The organism is Pseudomonas sp. GNP013, from assembly GCF_054343995.1.
Genome location: NZ_JBTGUT010000001.1, coordinates 154,346 through 171,461 on the forward strand (window position 1 = coordinate 154,346; position 17,116 = coordinate 171,461).

A 17,116-nucleotide genomic window follows, 5' to 3' on the forward strand; every position below is an offset into this window, starting at 1 on the left:
GTGTTGATCATCAGCAAACTCTTGATGCGCGTCATCAAGGCTCACGCCCGTTGGCGTTGGCGCGCCTGACTGTTCCCTGCCGGCCCCGCCGGACCTGTACCGATTTGCCTTCTTCACCCTTTGTCTGACGCCCCGTGTCGGCTCGGCCGGCCACTGGAACGTGCGTTCGACAGCGGGTCACGCCCTGGAAGGCGGACATTCGAAATCAGTGAATTCAAGAGGTTTGAACCCACATGTTGCTGATGATTGATAACTACGATTCCTTTACCTACAACGTCGTGCAGTACCTGGGCGAACTCGGTGCCGAGGTCAAGGTGGTGCGCAACGACGAACTGAGCGTGGCGCAGATCGCAGCGCTGAACCCGGAACGCATCGTGGTTTCGCCTGGCCCCTGCACCCCGACCGAGGCGGGCATCTCCCTCGAAGCCATTCAGTATTTCGCCGGCAAGCTGCCTATCCTGGGCGTGTGTCTGGGCCATCAGTCCATCGGCCAGGCCTTTGGCGGTGACGTGGTGCGTGCGCGCCAGGTGATGCACGGCAAGACCAGCCCGGTGTTCCACAGGGACTTGGGCGTATTTCAGGCGTTGAACAATCCCGTAACAGTGACCCGCTACCATTCGCTGGTGGTCAAGCGTGAAACCCTGCCCGAGTGCCTGGAACCGACCGCCTGGACCCAGCTGGAAGACGGCTCGGTCGACGAGATCATGGGCCTGCGCCACAAGACGCTGAATATCGAAGGGGTGCAATTTCACCCTGAGTCGATTCTGACCGAGCAGGGTTACGAGCTGTTCGCCAACTTTCTCAAGCAGAGCGGCGGCACGCGCTAAGGACTTTTCATGGATATCAAGACTGCCCTGGGCCGTATCGTCGGCCACCTGGACCTGAGCACCGCGGAAATGAGCGATGTGATGCGCGAGATCATGACCGGTCAGTGCACCGACGCACAGATCGGTGCGTTCATGATGGCCATGCGCATGAAGAGCGAGAGCATCGACGAGATCGTCGGCGCTGTGTCGGTCATGCGCGAGCTGGCGGACAAGGTTGAACTCAAGACCCTCGACGGTGTGGTCGACGTGGTCGGCACTGGCGGCGATGGCGCGAATATCTTCAACGTGTCCACGGCGTCTTCATTCGTGGTTGCGGCGGCGGGCTGCACAGTGGCCAAGCACGGCAACCGTGCGGTGTCCGGCAAGAGCGGCAGTGCCGATCTGCTGGAGGCAGCGGGCATCTACCTGAACCTGACGCCGGTGCAAGTGGCACGCTGCATCGACAGCGTCGGCATCGGCTTCATGTTTGCCCAGTCCCATCACGGTGCGATGAAACACGCCGCCGGCCCGCGCGAGGATCTTGGCCTGCGCACCCTGTTCAACATGCTTGGCCCGCTTACGAATCCGGCCGGTGTGAAGCATCAGGTGGTGGGCGTGTTCAGCGAAGCCCTGTGCCGGCCGCTGGCCGAAGTGTTGCAACGCATGGGCAGCAAGCATGTGCTGGTGGTGCATTCCAAGGATGGCCTGGACGAATTCAGCCTGGCGGCGCCGACGTTTGTGGCGGAGCTCAAGAACGACCAAATCACCGAATATTGGGTCGAACCTGAAGACCTCGGCATGAAGAGCCAGAGTCTGCATGGCCTGGCGGTGGAAAGCCCGGCCGCGTCCCTGGAGTTGATCCGCGATGCCCTGGGGCGCCGCAAGACCGAGAACGGTCAAAAAGCGGCCGAGATGATTGTTCTGAATGCTGGCGCGGCACTTTACGCCGCCGACCATGCCTATAGTCTTAAAGAGGGTGTCGCCTTGGCTCACGATGCACTTCACACCGGTCTGGCTCGCGAAAAACTCGAAGAGCTGGGAGCATTCACTGCGGTATTCAAGATGGAGAATGAAGGATGAGTGTGCCAACCGTTCTACAAAAAATTCTGGCCCGCAAGGCAGAAGAAGTCGCTGAGCGCCGTGCGCGTGTGAGCCTGGCCGAGCTGGAAGCGCAGGCGAAAGTCGCCGATGCCCCGCGCGGTTTTGCCAATGCCTTGATCGCCCAGGCCAAGCTCAAGCAGCCTGCGGTGATTGCCGAGGTGAAAAAGGCCTCGCCGAGCAAAGGCGTCATTCGTGAGCACTTCGTTCCGTCCGACATTGCCGCCAGTTACGAGAAGGGCGGGGCGACGTGCCTCTCCGTGCTGACCGACATCGACTACTTCCAGGGCTCCGACCTGTTCCTGCAGCAGGCGCGCGCGGCGTGCAAGCTGCCGGTGATCCGCAAGGATTTCATGGTTGACCCGTACCAGATCATCGAAGCCCGTGCCCTGGGCGCCGACTGTGTACTGCTGATCGTCTCGGCGCTGGATGACGTAAAGCTGGCCGAACTGGCGGCGGTGGCCAAGAGCGTCGGTCTGGACGTGTTGGTTGAAGTACACGACGGCGATGAACTGGAGCGCGCATTGAAAACCGTCGACACGCGGTTGGTTGGCGTGAACAACCGTAACCTGCACACCTTCGACGTCAGCCTGGAAACCACCCTCGACCTGCTGCCGCGCATTCCGCGTGACCGCCTGGTGATCACCGAGAGTGGCATCGCCAACCGTGCCGATGTGGAACTGATGGAAATCAATGGCGTGTATTCGTTCCTGGTGGGCGAGACGTTCATGCGCGCCGAGCACCCGGGGGCGGAGTTGCAACGTCTGTTCTTCCCGGAGCGTGGCGTGCCGGTCGGCGGCTCGACACTGGACTGATTGAAACACGGTCAACCTGTGGGAGGGGGCTTGCTCCCGATGGCATTCGTTCAGTTGATGCGTATTTCGACTGATACTTCGCTATCGGGAGCAAGCCCCCTCCCACATTGGGTGTGGGTGTATTCAGGGAGATGGGCGCATGATTCAACCGATGGCGATGACTGTTGAGGCCGGCCTTGCCGCCGAGCAGGATTTGCTGGCAGCCGTTTGCGCAGGCGAGCAGGCATTCGGGTTGCTGTTCTGGCAGCCCACCGACCAGGCGCTGGTGATGCCGCGTCGCTTGAGCCGGTTGCCGGCGTTCGCGGCGGCGAGCGAGGTGTCGGCGCAGGCCGGTTGGCCGGTGCTGCTGCGCGAAACCGGCGGCGAGCCGGTGCCGCAGTCGGGCGCCACGGTGAATATCGCACTGGTCTACGCGCCACCCCGCAGCGAAGGAGACCAGGGGCGAATCGAAACCGGTTATCAGCGTTTGTGCCAGCCGATCTGCGACGTGCTGATCGAGCTGGGCGGTGATGCCAGTGTGGGTGAAGTCGATGGCGCCTTCTGCGACGGGCGTTACAACGTCAACCTCAACGGTCGCAAGATGGTTGGCACCGCCCAGCGCTGGCGGCAAAGCGGCGGTCGCCCGCTGGGATTGGTACACGGCGCGTTACTACTGGATGACCATCGCGAGGCATTGATTGCGGCAGTCAACCGTTTCAATCAAGCCTGTGGCCTGGAGCAGCGGGTGCGCACCGACAGCCATATTGCCCTGCATGAAGCCTTTGCCGCGCCCGATGCCATCGGCCGGCTCGACACTTTGTACCGTCAGATGCTCGCCGGTTTCATGCCCGCTTAACGCGTGCCGAACACCACCATCGTCTTGCCTTTGACGTGCACCAGGTTGCGTTCTTCCAGGTCCTTGAGTACGCGACCGACCATTTCCCGTGAACAGCCGACAATGCGTCCGATCTCCTGGCGCGTCACTTTTATCTGCATGCCATCCGGGTGGGTCATGGCATCGGGTTGTTTGCACAACTCCAGCAGGCACCGGGCCACGCGGCCGGTGACGTCGAAGAATGCCAGGTCGCCGACCTTGCGCGTGGTGTCGCGCAGACGCTGGGCGATCTGACCGCTCAGGGCATACAGGATGTCGGGGTCCTGTTGGGACAGTTCACGAAACTTGGTGTAGCTGATCTCGGCGACTTCGCATTCGACCTTGGCGCGTACCCAGGCGCTGCGTTCCTGTTCCTTTCCGGCTTGTTCGAACAGGCCCAGCTCGCCGAAGAAATCGCCGGTGTTGAGGTAGGCGATGATCATCTCGCGGCCGTCGTCGTCCTCGATCAGGATAGTGACCGAGCCCTTGATGATGAAAAACAGTGTTTCGGAGCGTTCGCCGGCGCAGATGATGTTGTGCTTGGCCGGGTAGCGCCGGCGCTGGCAATGCATCAACAGCTTGTCGAGATTCTTGATCTTGGGTGTGGGAGTAAGGGCAACCATGGTTGTTTCCCGAAAGGCGACGCTAAGGAATTGAAGTTATGCTCTCCGACAGTGGCAATACGCCATCGAATTGGCGCCAGCTTACCAGACACATTCTGTCTCGATTAGCGAATTTATCGGGTAAACGTTTTTATTGATCGCATTCGCGCCAAACGCTGCCGCTGCCGGGCCCTGTGCTAAGCTGGCGACCCTTTTTTAGCAGTGGAGTCTGGGCGATGAAGGCACGCATCCAATGGGCGGGCGAAGCCATGTTCCTCGGTGAATCGGGCAGCGGCCATGTGGTGGTGATGGACGGTCCGCCGGAAGCGGGCGGCCGCAACCTCGGCGTGCGGCCGATGGAAATGCTGCTGCTGGGCGTGGGCGGCTGCAGCAATTTCGACGTGGTCAGTATCCTGAAAAAGTCCCGTCAGGCGGTGGAGAGCTGCGAGGCGTTTCTGGAGGCCGAGCGCGCCACGGAAGATCCCAAGGTGTTTACCAGGATTCACATGCATTTTGTGGTGAAGGGGCGGGCGCTGAAGGAGGCCCAGGTCAAGCGGGCCATCGAGCTGTCGGCTGAGAAGTATTGCTCGGCGTCGATCATGCTGGGTGCGGCCGGCGTGGCCATCACCCATGATTACGAGATTATCGAACTGGGTTGAGCGCCAGGAGCGAGCACGCTCGCTCCTGCTAGATACGGTAGGTGCTTTTGGTCATGACTTTGGCCAGCAGGCCCATGCCGAATCGTACCGGCGCCGGGAAGCGAAAACCGCCGGCATCCAACGCGCTGTCCGCGTGGAGGGCTTCATCAATGCGCATCTGTTCGAGGATTGCCCGGGATTTTTCGTCCTCTGCCGGCAATTGCTCGAGGTGCTCATCCAGATGCTTGCACACCTGATGCTCGGTGGCGGCGACGAAGCCCAGGCTCACCTTGTCGCTGATCAGGCCGGCGGCAGCGCCGATGCCGAATGACAAACCATAGAACAGCGGATTGAGCACGCTGGGATGACTGCCCAACTGGCGGATGCGTTGCTCGCACCAGGCCAGGTGGTCGACTTCTTCCTCGGCCGAATGCTCCATCGCGGCGCGCACCTGCGGCAGCTTGGCGGTCAGGGCCTGGCCCTGGTACAGCGCCTGGGCACACACTTCGCCGGTATGGTTGATGCGCATCAGGCCGGCGACATGGCGGGTCTCGGTCGCGCTCATCTGGGCATCGGGCTGCACGATGGCCGGCGAGGGGCGGTGAGGCTGGCCGCTGAAGGGCAGCAGCGTGCGCATGGCGGTGTCGGCTTGCAGCAGCAGGCGGTCAATCGGCGAGTAGTGACGTTGGGTAGTCATGCAGACCTCCGGGAAAAATCTCAGCGGCCAGTCTACCGCAAGAGAGAGTGAAGCGTTTGCGTGCAGTCTGGGGCACGAGGTCGCGGCCAGCGGCCATGACCTCCCCAAACAGGCTGTTTCAGCCCGGCGGCCAGTTCATCTGGCGCTGACCCAGCACATGCATATGGATGTGATAAACGGTTTGGCCGCCCATCTCGTTGCAGTTCATGACCACCCGAAACCCTTCCTCACAGCCCAGTTCCAGCGCCAGGCGTTGAGCTGTGAACAGGATATGGCCAGCCAGCGCCTTGTCGTCCTCGGTCAGGTCGTTCAGGGTGCGGACGGGTTTTTTCGGAATCACCAGAAAATGTACCGGCGCCTGCGGTGCGATATCGTGGAAGGCCAGAACCTGGTCATCCTCGTAGATGATGTTGGCAGGTATTTCTCTGTTGATGATCTTGGTGAACAGAGTATCCACAGCTGTTTCTCCCTTATTGATGTGCGGGTGAGTGTACCCAGGCGGTCAGCGCAGGCAATAGGCCTTGTTGATTGCGCCGGCGATCTTGCGCGTCAGCCAGCGCGGGCTCAGACGCGGGCTGAACGTCAGCCAGCGATTGCGTCGCCCGGGAATGATGATGGCTTTGTTTTTTTCCAGGGCGCGCACGGTGTACAGCGCGACTTCTTCGGGGCTCATCAGTTGCTGGCTGCGGTCGAGCCTGGCGGTGTCCATTTGTGCTGTGCCGAAGAATGCGGTGCGCGTGGGGCCGGGGCACAACACGGACACGTTGATGCCGCAGGTTTTGAGTTCTTCGCGCAAGCCTTCGGAGAAGTGCAGCACATAGGCCTTGCTGGCGTAATAGCTGCTCATCCACGGGCCGGGCTGGAACGCCGCGACGGACGCCACATTCAGAATCTGCCCGCCGCCCTGCAGTGCCATGGCGTTGCCCAATGCGTGACACAGGCGGGTGAGGGCGAGGATGTTGACTTCGATCAGGTCCTGCTCGGTCATCCAGTCCTGGGCCAGGAACGGCCCGCTGGTGCCGATGCCGGCGCAATTGACCAGTAGGTCGATCTGCCGCTCGCCTTCTTCCAGCTCCAGCAAAAAGCCGGACAAGCGCAGTGGCTCGCCCAGATCGCAGGCTCGAAACAGCACTTCGACGCCAAAGCGTTGAGTCAATTCCAGTGCAATGCTTTCCAACTGATCACGCTGGCGGGCCACCAGAATCAAGCTGCGGCCACGCCGCGCCAGGGCTTCGGCCAGGGCCAGGCCGATGCCGCTGGAGGCACCGGTGATCAGAGCGTAACGGGTCATGCCTTTCTCCATCGCAACGCCGCCGGGCCTGTGACGGAGGCGTCACAAGCGGCGGGCGTTTCTTTACTGTTCCGGAGAGTCTACAGGTTCGCCTGCATCGTCAGCACTTTGCGCGTCTTCATCCTCCATGATGACGCTCTGGTCGCCGGCTTCATCGGTGGTGATCGAACTGCTTTCATAGTTGCTGTCCATGTTGGCCTCAAGCTGGTCAAGGTAGCCGTTCATGCCCAAGGTCACCACGATAGCCAGCATCACCGGAATGAACGCCAGCCACAGGGTCGCGAGGACTTTGACCGCGGTGGAGTTGCGCGGAGGCGGTGCGCCATATTGGTTGGCGCCTGCGTTACCTGGCAGTACCAGCATCAGCAGCGGGAACACGCTGTTGACCAGCGGCACCAGGTTGAGCAGGTACAGCCAGCCGGACCAGCCCAGGTCGTGCAGGCGCTGCACACCGATCTGCACGCTGACCACGACCAGTGCGACAAACAGCGCAAAACCCAGCACACCACCGAGAATGATGGCCGCTGTCGGCGAGGCGGTCGCCACGGCGAAACTGGCGGTACTGATGATGCCGCCGGCCACCAGCATGGCGAGGGTCAGCACCAACGTCCAGGCCAGGTAGCGCAGGCGCCCGATGCGACCATTGATGGTGAACACCTTCAGGTCGGCAAATTCCGGCAGGTCATCACCGACGGCGGCGCGTGGTGGCGCGTAGGGTGAAGTGGCCGGGCTGGAGAAGTCTTTAGAGCCGGTTTCATGGGTTTCAGCGAGGCTGAAGGCGACGGGTTGCTCGGCCTCGATGCGGGCATCGATCCCGGCATTCTTCAGGGCGGTGAGGTAGGTCTCGGCATCGGCACGCGACAGGTCGCGTTTGAGCGCAACCGGGCGGCCGGTGAAGAGCTTCTCGATCGCAGCCACATCGCTCTTGAACAACTCGGCCAGATTCAGCTTGGCAGTGGTGCTTTCGACACCCGGGAGCAGGGCTCCGTCAAACACAATCTTGAAACGGTTGTCGCTCATGCGGGCATCCTTGTCAGTTGTAAGGGAAGGTGGGCCGGCCTGCTTTATCGGCGGGCCCGGCGAGTGTATCAGCGTGGCCAGCGCAACTGTGCGGCCTGCTCGCGCGCCGTGCGGTATTCGGCATCCAGGCGCGCAACGAGTTCATCGACGCCGGGCAGATCATTGATCTCGCCGACACCCTGGCCGGCGGACCATAAGGTCTTCCAGGCCTTGGCCTCGTCGCTCAACGGCTTGAGCGTGGAGCCGCCTTTGCCTTGCAGGGCCGTGAGGTCGAAGCCGGCGTTTTCCAGGCTCTGGCGCATGAAGCTTGCGGGCACACCGGAAACAGCCGGAGTGTGCACGATGTCGGCGGCGTGTGATGTGAGCAGCATCTCTTTATAGGCATCCGGAGCATGGCTTTCGGTGGTGCCGATAAAGCGTGTGCCGAGGTAGGCCAGGTCTGCGCCCAGCATTTGCGCGGCGAGCACTTCGTGGCCATGGTTGAGGCAGCCGGCCAGCAGCAGGGTTTTGTCGAAGAACTGACGAATTTCGGCAATCAGCGCGAAAGGACTCCAGGTGCCGGCATGGCCTCCGGCGCCTGCGGCCACGGCGATCAAACCATCGACACCTGCTTCGGCGGCCTTTTCGGCATGGCGCCGGGTGGTGACGTCGTGGAACACCAGGCCGCCGTAGCTGTGCACGGCGTCCACGAGCTCCTTTACCGCACCGAGGCTGGTGATGACGATGGGGACCTTGTGTTCGACGCAGATCGCGAGGTCGGCCTGCAGCCGTGGGTTGCTGTTGTGCACGATCAGGTTCACGGCGTACGGCGCGGGGTTATCGAACTGCGCCAGGCCCGCTTCTATTTCCTCCAGCCAGGCCTTGAAGCCGCTGCTTTCACGCTGGTTGAGCGCCGGGAAACTGCCGACCACCCCGTTGCGACAACACGCCAGTACCAGTTGCGGGTTGGAGATCAGGAACATCGGCGCTACCACCAGGGGTAGGTGCAGACGCTGTTCGAGCAAGGCGGGCAGTGACATTGGCGCAACTCCGAGTGATTGAAGTTAGAACGGTTTGACCACGACCAGAATTACGATGGCCAGCAACATCAGCACAGGCACTTCGTTGAACCAGCGATAAAACACGTGGCTGCGAGTGTTTTCACCACGAGCGAAGCGTTTTACCTGCGCGCCGCACATATGGTGATAGCCGATCAGCAGCACTACCAGGGTCAGCTTGGCGTGGATCCAGCCGCCGGATTGAAAGATGCCCGGGTTGAGGACGATCAGCCAGATGCCAAAGACCAGGGAGGCAATCATCGCCGGCCCCATGATGCCGCGGTACAACTTGCGCTCCATGACGCTGAAGCGTTCCTTGCTGACGGTGTCCTCGCTTTGAGCGTGGTAGACGAACAGGCGCGGCAGGTAGAACAGCCCGGCAAACCAGCAGACGATGCTGATGATGTGGAAGGCTTTGATCCATAGATAGAGCATTTCTAGTTATTCCCAGGTTCACGGTAGGGAAGATAGTAGTGGCTGATGCGCCCATACGTCACGTTGACGGTTGTCGCAGGGCGATACGACCCCTATTATCGACGGCTTTCCAGTGGTTCGTTGAGGGCAGGGTTATGGTCAAGGTCGGTATCGTCGGCGGCACGGGTTACACCGGTGTCGAATTGCTGCGTCTGTTGGCTCAGCATCCGCAGGCTGAGGTGGTGGTCATCACCTCTCGATCCGAGGCCGGCCTGGCCGTGGCCGATATGTACCCTAACCTGCGCGGCCATTACGACGGCCTGGCGTTCAGCGTGCCGGACGTCAAGACCCTGGGCGCCTGTGACGTGGTGTTTTTTGCCACCCCTCACGGGGTTGCCCATGCGTTGGCCGGCGAACTGCTGGCCGCCGGTACCAGGGTCATCGACCTCTCCGCCGACTTCCGCCTGCAGGACGCCGATGAATGGGCCAAGTGGTATGGCCAGCCGCACGGCGCGCCGCAGTTGCTGGAGGAGGCGGTGTATGGCCTGCCGGAAGTCAATCGTGAGCAGATCAAGCAAGCCCGCTTGATTGCGGTGCCAGGTTGCTACCCGACCGCAACCCAACTGGGCTTTCTGCCGTTGCTGGAAGCCGGGCTGGCCGACGCTTCGCGCCTGATCGCAGACTGCAAGTCGGGAGTGAGCGGCGCCGGTCGTGGAGCGGCGGTAGGTTCGCTGTACTCCGAGACCGCAGAAAGCATGAAGGCTTATGCCGTTAAAGGGCATCGTCATTTGCCGGAAATCCGCCAGGGCCTCTGCCGGGCAGCGGGCAAGGACGTGGGCCTGACCTTTGTGCCGCACCTCGCGCCGATGATTCGCGGTATTCATTCCACGCTGTACGCAACCGTGGTCGATCGCTCGGTCGATCTGCAGGCACTGTTTGAAAAGCGCTATGCCAATGAGCCGTTCGTCGATGTCATGCCGGCTGGCAGTCATCCGGAAACCCGCAGTGTGCGCGGTGCCAATGTGTGCCGGATTGCGGTACACCGTCCGCAGGATGGCGACCTGGTGGTGGTGCTGTCGGTGATCGACAATCTGGTCAAGGGGGCGTCGGGCCAGGCGGTGCAGAACATGAACATCCTCTTTGGTCTGGATGAGAAGCTGGGTCTTTCCCACGCGGGCATGTTGCCTTGAGTCTTTGCTGTAGATACGCAAAGGCCCGCTAATCGGGCCTTTTGTGTTTTTATGAGCGCGTTGCCGATTGATATACCGTAACAATAGTTGACCGCTTTTCTAGGAGAAGCGGATAATGCCGGTCATTACGCATATGACGGCGTTACGCCGGGAGATTATCAGCATGAGCGTTGAATCCTTCACCCCCACGGCTTTGCAATTTACCCACGGTGCTGCGCACAAGGTGAAGAGCCTGGTCGATGAAGAGGGTAATGATCGCTTGAAGCTGCGCGTATTTGTTACGGGCGGCGGTTGTTCAGGGTTTCAGTATGGTTTTACCTTCGATGAAGATGTGGCCGACGATGACACCATCGTCGAGCGCGAGGGCGTGAGCCTGGTCGTGGACCCGATGAGTTTCCAGTACCTGGCAGGTGCCGAAGTGGATTATCAGGAAGGTCTGGAAGGTTCGCGTTTCGTGATCAAGAACCCTAACGCGACCACGACCTGTGGTTGCGGTTCTTCGTTTTCGATCTGATCGATAACCGAGTCTGCATCGCGTACAAAAACGCCGCTTGGCTTTGATCGGCCAAGCGGCGTTTTGCTGTCTGTCGGTTTTGCGGAGCAGTCAGGCGGGGTAGATTGCGCCCAGTACTCGCAACCCACGGGCGCCGGTGACGCTCGGGCGATTGGCGGCGATGCCCTCCAGGCAGCAGTGGGCCAGCCAGGCGAACGCCATGGCCTCCACCCAGTCCGGGTCGACGCCATAGACGGCGGTGCTGCTGACCTGGGTGGCGGGAAGCAGGGCGGCCAGGCGCTTCATCAGCGTGGCGTTATGGGCGCCGCCGCCGCAGATCAGCAGGGTTTCGGTCTGATGTTGAGCTGCCTGCAGGGACTCGACAATGGTCAGAGCCGTCAGCTCCAGCAAAGTCGCCTGCACATCCTCGGGCTGGAAGGCGGGCAGCCGTGCCAGGTGTTGTTGCAACCATGGCAGGTTGAATACTTCTCGACCGGTACTTTTCGGGCCTCGGGTCAGGAAGAACGGATCGCTGAGCAGCGCGCTGAGTAGCGCTGGCTCTACCTTGCCACTGGCTGCCCATTGGCCGTCACGGTCAAAGTGCTCGCCTTGTTGCTGGTGGATCCACGCATCCAGCAGCACGTTGCCCGGTCCGCAGTCGAAACCGGCTACAGGTTTGCCCGTCTCGATCAGGCTGAGGTTGCTGAAGCCTCCCACATTCAACACCGCACGGTTGCCGGTTCGTTCGCCAAACAGCGCTTCGTGGAACGCGGGTACGAGGGGCGCGCCCTGGCCACCGGCGGCCACGTCACGGCTGCGGAAGTCGCTGACCACGGTGATGCCGGTGAGCTCGGTCAGCAGCGCCGGGTTGCCTATCTGTACGGTGAAGCCCCGTGCGGGTTCGTGACGAATGGTCTGGCCGTGGCTGCCAATCGCGCGAATATCCTGAGGCTTGAGGTTTTGCTGATCCAGCAATGCATGGATGCCCTGAGCGGCAAGCTCCACCCAGTGCCGTTGGGCGATGGCCGAGCGGGCAATTTCGTCCGCGCCACTGGCGCACAGGCTGAGCAACTCGGCGCGCAGGGTGTCCGGCATAGGGATGTAATGGGTGGCGATCAGGTTGATCGCCGAGTCCTGTTCGATCAGCGCGACGTCCAGGCCATCGAGGCTGGTTCCGGACATCACACCTATATAGCGCGGCATACCTTAACGCTTCGCCGAGGCGAGCAAGGTGGTGCGTTCCTGATCCATGCGCGCCATCAGTGGCTGGCTCTGCTGCATGAAGCGCGCTCGCTCGGCCTTGGCGATCGGGTCGGCCATCGGCAGCTTCTGGCCCAATGGATCGACGTGCACGCCGTTGACCTGGAATTCATAGTGCAAGTGCGGGCCGGTGGACAGGCCGGTAGTCCCTATGTAGCCAATCACCTGGCCCTGTTTGACCGAACCGCCGGTCTTGACGCCTTTGGCGAAGCCTTGCATGTGGCCGTACAGGGTGCGGTAGGTGTTGCCGTGCTGGATGATCACGGTGTTGCCGTAGCCGCCACGACGCCCTGCCAGCAAGACCTTGCCGTCACCTGCCGCTTTGATGGGCGTGCCGCGGGGGGCCGCATAGTCGACACCTTTGTGCGCGCGAATCTTGTTCAGGATGGGATGCTTGCGACCCATCGAGAAGCGCGAGCTGATACGAGCGAAGTCCACCGGTGTGCGGATGAACGCCTTGCGCATACTGTTGCCATCGGCGGTGTAGTAGCTGCTGATGCCCTGTTTGTTGGTGTAGCGCACGGCGGTGTAGGTTTTACCGCGGTTGGTAAAGCGTGCGGAGAGAATGTTGCCGGTGCCCACCACTTTGCCATTGGCGACTTTCTGCTCGTAGATCACGTCGAATTCGTCACCCTGGCGGATGTCCTGGGCGAAGTCGATGTCGTAGCCGAACACGCTGGCCATGTCCATCGTCATGCTGTGGGACAGGCCCGCGCGTGCCGCTGACTGCGATAGAGAGCTGTTGATCACGCCGTGCACGTAGGCAGAGCGCATCACTGGTTTGGTGGTGACTCGATTGAATGCAAAACCTTTGGCGCCTTTGCTCAGGCTGATGCTTTCCAGGTCGCTGAGAGCGGTGTGCAGGTTGTTCAACTGGCCGTCTGGAGTCAGTTCGAACTCAAGCTTCTGACCGCGCTTGAGTTGGGTGAATTGCTTGGCCTGTTTGTCTGTGGCCAATACCTCGCCAACGGTGGCGGAAGGAAGGCCGACCTTTTCGAACAGAGTGGAAAGCGTGTCGCCTTTGGCCACGATCACTTCGCGGTGTAGCGGGTTCTTGATGCTGTCTGCCGCAGGCTTTGCCTCGGCCTGCCGGGTATCTTCCGGGGTGTTTTCTATCTGGGCAAATGGCGATTCTGTCGGAACGTTTGTGGCTTGTTGCGCGTCGGAAGCGTCTTGATCTTGTGTCAGTTGATCAGCGGGACTTTCCAGCTCAAGGCTCAGGGAGGTTCGTTTGGCTTCTACGTCACTGGAAGGGAATACCAGGAGTGCCAGGCTAAGAAGGGCGGCGATACCACTTGCGGCGAGCAGGTGGGTCTTCGGGTAAAGCGGTGGCGCTTTAGACGGTTCAGTGGTCATAGGTAATTTTGACTTTGAAGATGAAATGGAAAAGATGAATGACATGATGAAGATGAAATAACTGTATAAAATATAACCAAATCATCTGTGGCGCAAGCTCGCGAACGCTGGGCTTGCTGAACGGTGTCCGTGCGCAGGGCAAAACTTGTAATTAGTCCCTGATCTTGTATGGTTGGTTCCCTTTTGAATCTGAGCCTTGCGGGTCTGTTATGAAGTCGGTTGAAGAGCAGCTAGCGCTGATAAAACGTGGTGCGGAAGAACTGTTGGTCGAGGCCGAGCTGATCGAAAAGCTCAAGCGTGGTCAACCCCTGCGTATCAAGGCTGGCTTTGATCCCACGGCGCCGGATCTGCACCTGGGTCATACCGTGCTTATTAACAAGCTGCGTCAGTTTCAGGAGCTGGGGCATCAGGTCATCTTCCTTATAGGTGACTTCACCGGGATGATCGGGGATCCGAGTGGCAAGAGCGCCACGCGCCCTCCGCTGACTCGCGAGCAGGTACTCGATAATGCCGAGACCTACAAGACTCAGGTGTTCAAGATTCTTGATCCGGCCAGGACCGAAGTTGCGTTCAACTCCACCTGGATGGATCAGATGGGGCCGGCGGACTTCATTCGCTTGACGTCCCAGTACACGGTGGCGCGCATGCTTGAACGCGATGATTTCGACAAGCGTTACTCCACCAATCAGCCTATTGCCATTCATGAGTTCCTTTACCCGTTGGTTCAAGGGTATGACTCGGTAGCGTTGCGCGCGGATGTTGAGCTGGGGGGTACCGATCAGAAGTTCAACCTGCTGATGGGGCGCGAGTTGCAGCGCGCGTATGGGCAGGAGGCTCAGTGCATTCTGACCATGCCGTTGCTGGAGGGGTTGGATGGTGTCAAGAAGATGTCCAAGTCCTTGGGTAACTATGTGGGTATTCAGGAAGCGCCAGGGGTGATGTATGGCAAGCTGGTGTCGATCCCGGATGCGCTGATGTGGCGCTACTTCGAGCTGTTGAGCTTCCGTTCCATGGATGAGATCAATGGGCTGCGGGCTGAAGTCGAGGCGGGCGCCAATCCACGGGATGTGAAGATCAAGCTGGCGGAGGAAATCGTTGCGCGGTTCCACGGTGAGGAGGCTGCGGCCAATGCTCATCGTGCGGCAGGTAACCGCATGAAGGATGGCGAGCTGCCGGATGACCTGCCGGAGATCGAGTTGACTGCTGCAGAGGCGATGCCCGTGGCGGCTGTCCTTAATAAGGCAGGTTTGGTGAAGAACTCTGCGGTTGCGCGTGATCTGCTGGGGTCCGGTGGTGTGCGTATAGACGGTGAGGTTGTTGATCGCACCTTTATGTATGAGCTGGGCGCTACTCACGTTTGCCAGGCTGGAAAGAAGGCATTTGCGCGTATTACGCTCAAAGCCGAATAAACCTGAAATTAAGTGTTGACGGCGAATTATATCTGTCTATAATTCGCCCCACTTCCGGCGCAGTCGAAACGGAAAACTCCTTGGTAAACAAGTAGTTATGCAAGATTCGACAGCGAGTTGCTTCAGTTCATCGAAGTCCAGAAGAAGTTGATAGTGCGGTGTTGTTTGGCGCTATTAACGTTTCGATCTTCTCGGTCGAAAGCGGAGAAAAAGAGGTGTTGACAGCAGCGTGTAACGCTGTAGAATTCGCCTCCCGCTGACGAGAGATCGGAAGCGCAAGTGGTTGAAGTTGTTGAAGAATTCTTCGAAAGCTTCTGAAAATAATCACTTGACAGCAAATGAGGCTGCTGTAGAATGCGCGCCTCGGTTGAGACGAAACATCTTAACCAACCGCTCTTTAACAACTGAATCAAGCAATTCGTGTGGGTGCTTGTGGAGTCAGACTGATAGTCAACAAGATTATCAGCATCGCAAGTTACTCCGCGAGAAATCAAAGAATAACCAACGATTGCTGAGCAAAGTTTAGGGTTTCTTAAAAACCCAAAGATGTTTGAACTGAAGAGTTTGATCATGGCTCAGATTGAACGCTGGCGGCAGGCCTAACACATGCAAGTCGAGCGGTAGAGAGAAGCTTGCTTCTCTTGAGAGCGGCGGACGGGTGAGTAATGCCTAGGAATCTGCCTGGTAGTGGGGGATAACGTTCGGAAACGGACGCTAATACCGCATACGTCCTACGGGAGAAAGCAGGGGACCTTCGGGCCTTGCGCTATCAGATGAGCCTAGGTCGGATTAGCTAGTTGGTGGGGTAATGGCTCACCAAGGCGACGATCCGTAACTGGTCTGAGAGGATGATCAGTCACACTGGAACTGAGACACGGTCCAGACTCCTACGGGAGGCAGCAGTGGGGAATATTGGACAATGGGCGAAAGCCTGATCCAGCCATGCCGCGTGTGTGAAGAAGGTCTTCGGATTGTAAAGCACTTTAAGTTGGGAGGAAGGGCAGTTACCTAATACGTGATTGTTTTGACGTTACCGACAGAATAAGCACCGGCTAACTCTGTGCCAGCAGCCGCGGTAATACAGAGGGTGCAAGCGTTAATCGGAATTACTGGGCGTAAAGCGCGCGTAGGTGGTTTGTTAAGTTGGATGTGAAATCCCCGGGCTCAACCTGGGAACTGCATTCAAAACTGACTGACTAGAGTATGGTAGAGGGTGGTGGAATTTCCTGTGTAGCGGTGAAATGCGTAGATATAGGAAGGAACACCAGTGGCGAAGGCGACCACCTGGACTAATACTGACACTGAGGTGCGAAAGCGTGGGGAGCAAACAGGATTAGATACCCTGGTAGTCCACGCCGTAAACGATGTCAACTAGCCGTTGGAAGCCTTGAGCTTTTAGTGGCGCAGCTAACGCATTAAGTTGACCGCCTGGGGAGTACGGCCGCAAGGTTAAAACTCAAATGAATTGACGGGGGCCCGCACAAGCGGTGGAGCATGTGGTTTAATTCGAAGCAACGCGAAGAACCTTACCAGGCCTTGACATCCAATGAACTTTCTAGAGATAGATTGGTGCCTTCGGGAACATTGAGACAGGTGCTGCATGGCTGTCGTCAGCTCGTGTCGTGAGATGTTGGGTTAAGTCCCGTAACGAGCGCAACCCTTGTCCTTAGTTACCAGCACGTAATGGTGGGCACTCTAAGGAGACTGCCGGTGACAAACCGGAGGAAGGTGGGGATGACGTCAAGTCATCATGGCCCTTACGGCCTGGGCTACACACGTGCTACAATGGTCGGTACAGAGGGTTGCCAAGCCGCGAGGTGGAGCTAATCCCACAAAACCGATCGTAGTCCGGATCGCAGTCTGCAACTCGACTGCGTGAAGTCGGAATCGCTAGTAATCGCGAATCAGAATGTCGCGGTGAATACGTTCCCGGGCCTTGTACACACCGCCCGTCACACCATGGGAGTGGGTTGCACCAGAAGTAGCTAGTCTAACCTTCGGGAGGACGGTTACCACGGTGTGATTCATGACTGGGGTGAAGTCGTAACAAGGTAGCCGTAGGGGAACCTGCGGCTGGATCACCTCCTTAATCGACGACATCAGCTGCTCCATAAGTTCCCACACGAATTGCTTGATT

General features: G+C 59.3%; 17 protein-coding genes and 1 rRNA gene. 9 read left to right on the top strand and 9 right to left on the bottom strand.

Annotation, left to right across the window (positions count from 1 at the left end):
• The first annotated feature begins 233 nt into the window (after positions 1-233).
• The 4 genes from ACXX81_RS00665 (at position 234) to ACXX81_RS00680 (ending at position 3,554) form a co-directional block, all read left to right on the top strand.
• On the top strand, positions 234-827 hold the full coding sequence (locus ACXX81_RS00665) for an aminodeoxychorismate/anthranilate synthase component II (protein ID WP_003232567.1): 594 nt from the start codon (positions 234-236) through the stop codon (positions 825-827).
• A gap of 9 nt (positions 828-836) precedes the next feature.
• Complete coding sequence (gene trpD, locus ACXX81_RS00670) at positions 837-1,886, top strand: anthranilate phosphoribosyltransferase (protein ID WP_458571068.1); 1,050 nt, start codon at positions 837-839, stop codon at positions 1,884-1,886.
• Positions 1,883-2,719, top strand: coding sequence for an indole-3-glycerol phosphate synthase TrpC (trpC, locus tag ACXX81_RS00675; RefSeq protein WP_458571069.1), 837 nt, complete (start codon positions 1,883-1,885; stop codon positions 2,717-2,719). Before trpD ends, trpC begins: the two co-directional genes overlap by 4 nt.
• Before the next feature lie 139 nt (positions 2,720-2,858).
• Complete coding sequence (locus tag ACXX81_RS00680; RefSeq protein ID WP_458571070.1) at positions 2,859-3,554, top strand: lipoate--protein ligase family protein; 696 nt, start codon at positions 2,859-2,861, stop codon at positions 3,552-3,554.
• On the opposite strand, the gene crp is transcribed toward ACXX81_RS00680, so the two are convergent.
• Positions 3,551-4,195 (bottom strand): cAMP-activated global transcriptional regulator CRP, encoded by a 645-nt coding sequence (gene crp, locus ACXX81_RS00685; protein WP_209985442.1) that lies wholly within the window; start codon positions 4,193-4,195, stop codon positions 3,551-3,553. The genes ACXX81_RS00680 and crp overlap by 4 nt on opposite strands.
• A gap of 215 nt (positions 4,196-4,410) precedes the next feature.
• On the opposite strand from crp, the gene ACXX81_RS00690 reads away from it, so the two are divergent.
• Positions 4,411-4,833 carry an OsmC family protein gene (locus ACXX81_RS00690; RefSeq protein ID WP_003210947.1) on the top strand — a complete coding sequence of 141 codons (423 nt, stop codon included), beginning with the start codon at positions 4,411-4,413 and terminating at the stop codon, positions 4,831-4,833.
• Between the two features lie 28 nt (positions 4,834-4,861).
• On the opposite strand, the gene coq7 is transcribed toward ACXX81_RS00690, so the two are convergent.
• From coq7 to hemJ, 6 genes are all read right to left on the bottom strand, one after another.
• Positions 4,862-5,509, bottom strand: a complete 648-nt coding sequence (gene coq7, locus ACXX81_RS00695) for a 2-polyprenyl-3-methyl-6-methoxy-1,4-benzoquinone monooxygenase (protein WP_209985439.1) — start codon at positions 5,507-5,509, stop codon at positions 4,862-4,864.
• 118 nt (positions 5,510-5,627) lie between these two features.
• Entirely contained in the window at positions 5,628-5,966 is a 339-nt protein-coding gene (locus ACXX81_RS00700; protein WP_057006693.1) for a histidine triad nucleotide-binding protein, read from the bottom strand.
• 45 nt (positions 5,967-6,011) lie between these two features.
• Positions 6,012-6,800, bottom strand: a complete 789-nt coding sequence (locus tag ACXX81_RS00705) for an SDR family NAD(P)-dependent oxidoreductase (RefSeq protein WP_209985437.1) — start codon at positions 6,798-6,800, stop codon at positions 6,012-6,014.
• A gap of 63 nt (positions 6,801-6,863) precedes the next feature.
• Entirely contained in the window at positions 6,864-7,820 is a 957-nt protein-coding gene (locus tag ACXX81_RS00710; protein ID WP_458571071.1) for a DUF805 domain-containing protein, read from the bottom strand.
• A 68-nt stretch (positions 7,821-7,888) separates the two neighbouring features.
• Complete coding sequence (locus ACXX81_RS00715) at positions 7,889-8,839, bottom strand: NAD(P)H-dependent flavin oxidoreductase (RefSeq protein WP_458571072.1); 951 nt, start codon at positions 8,837-8,839, stop codon at positions 7,889-7,891.
• Between the two features lie 24 nt (positions 8,840-8,863).
• On the bottom strand, positions 8,864-9,292 hold the full coding sequence (hemJ, locus tag ACXX81_RS00720) for a protoporphyrinogen oxidase HemJ (RefSeq protein WP_003232547.1): 429 nt from the start codon (positions 9,290-9,292) through the stop codon (positions 8,864-8,866).
• A gap of 134 nt (positions 9,293-9,426) precedes the next feature.
• Between hemJ and argC the strand changes: the two genes are divergently transcribed.
• Both argC and erpA read left to right on the top strand, forming a co-directional pair.
• On the top strand, positions 9,427-10,461 hold the full coding sequence (argC, locus tag ACXX81_RS00725) for an N-acetyl-gamma-glutamyl-phosphate reductase (protein WP_209985429.1): 1,035 nt from the start codon (positions 9,427-9,429) through the stop codon (positions 10,459-10,461).
• Positions 10,462-10,624: 163 nt separating this feature from the next.
• Complete coding sequence (gene erpA, locus ACXX81_RS00730) at positions 10,625-10,975, top strand: iron-sulfur cluster insertion protein ErpA (RefSeq protein ID WP_003176443.1); 351 nt, start codon at positions 10,625-10,627, stop codon at positions 10,973-10,975.
• A 90-nt stretch (positions 10,976-11,065) separates the two neighbouring features.
• Here the strand turns inward: erpA and ACXX81_RS00735 are convergent, their stop codons facing one another.
• Together ACXX81_RS00735 and ACXX81_RS00740 are read right to left on the bottom strand one after the other, a co-directional pair.
• Positions 11,066-12,157, bottom strand: coding sequence for an anhydro-N-acetylmuramic acid kinase (locus ACXX81_RS00735; RefSeq protein ID WP_458571073.1), 1,092 nt, complete (start codon positions 12,155-12,157; stop codon positions 11,066-11,068).
• A gap of 3 nt (positions 12,158-12,160) precedes the next feature.
• Positions 12,161-13,570, bottom strand: a complete 1,410-nt coding sequence (locus tag ACXX81_RS00740; RefSeq protein ID WP_322212045.1) for a peptidoglycan DD-metalloendopeptidase family protein — start codon at positions 13,568-13,570, stop codon at positions 12,161-12,163.
• A gap of 209 nt (positions 13,571-13,779) precedes the next feature.
• On the opposite strand from ACXX81_RS00740, the gene tyrS reads away from it, so the two are divergent.
• Together tyrS and ACXX81_RS00750 are read left to right on the top strand one after the other, a co-directional pair.
• Positions 13,780-14,979: a tyrosine--tRNA ligase gene (gene tyrS / locus ACXX81_RS00745; RefSeq protein ID WP_209985422.1), complete on the top strand. Its 1,200-nt coding sequence runs from the start codon at positions 13,780-13,782 to the stop codon at positions 14,977-14,979.
• Positions 14,980-15,531: 552 nt separating this feature from the next.
• A 16S ribosomal RNA gene (locus tag ACXX81_RS00750) occupies positions 15,532-17,068 on the top strand.
• The last annotated feature ends 48 nt before the right edge of the window (positions 17,069-17,116 follow it).

Coding starts and splice junctions, on each gene's coding strand:
- coq7 (WP_209985439.1), bottom strand. CDS start 5,509: ATGACTACCCAACGTCACTACTCGCCGATTGACCGCCTGCTGCTGCAA.
- trpC (WP_458571069.1), top strand. CDS start 1,883: ATGAGTGTGCCAACCGTTCTACAAAAAATTCTGGCCCGCAAGGCAGAA.
- ACXX81_RS00710 (WP_458571071.1), bottom strand. CDS start 7,820: ATGAGCGACAACCGTTTCAAGATTGTGTTTGACGGAGCCCTGCTCCCG.
- ACXX81_RS00680 (WP_458571070.1), top strand. CDS start 2,859: ATGATTCAACCGATGGCGATGACTGTTGAGGCCGGCCTTGCCGCCGAG.
- ACXX81_RS00665 (WP_003232567.1), top strand. CDS start 234: ATGTTGCTGATGATTGATAACTACGATTCCTTTACCTACAACGTCGTG.
- erpA (WP_003176443.1), top strand. CDS start 10,625: ATGAGCGTTGAATCCTTCACCCCCACGGCTTTGCAATTTACCCACGGT.
- ACXX81_RS00715 (WP_458571072.1), bottom strand. CDS start 8,839: ATGTCACTGCCCGCCTTGCTCGAACAGCGTCTGCACCTACCCCTGGTG.
- hemJ (WP_003232547.1), bottom strand. CDS start 9,292: ATGCTCTATCTATGGATCAAAGCCTTCCACATCATCAGCATCGTCTGC.
- argC (WP_209985429.1), top strand. CDS start 9,427: ATGGTCAAGGTCGGTATCGTCGGCGGCACGGGTTACACCGGTGTCGAA.
- ACXX81_RS00690 (WP_003210947.1), top strand. CDS start 4,411: ATGAAGGCACGCATCCAATGGGCGGGCGAAGCCATGTTCCTCGGTGAA.
- trpD (WP_458571068.1), top strand. CDS start 837: ATGGATATCAAGACTGCCCTGGGCCGTATCGTCGGCCACCTGGACCTG.
- tyrS (WP_209985422.1), top strand. CDS start 13,780: ATGAAGTCGGTTGAAGAGCAGCTAGCGCTGATAAAACGTGGTGCGGAA.
- crp (WP_209985442.1), bottom strand. CDS start 4,195: ATGGTTGCCCTTACTCCCACACCCAAGATCAAGAATCTCGACAAGCTG.
- ACXX81_RS00705 (WP_209985437.1), bottom strand. CDS start 6,800: ATGACCCGTTACGCTCTGATCACCGGTGCCTCCAGCGGCATCGGCCTG.
- ACXX81_RS00735 (WP_458571073.1), bottom strand. CDS start 12,157: ATGCCGCGCTATATAGGTGTGATGTCCGGAACCAGCCTCGATGGCCTG.
- ACXX81_RS00740 (WP_322212045.1), bottom strand. CDS start 13,570: ATGACCACTGAACCGTCTAAAGCGCCACCGCTTTACCCGAAGACCCAC.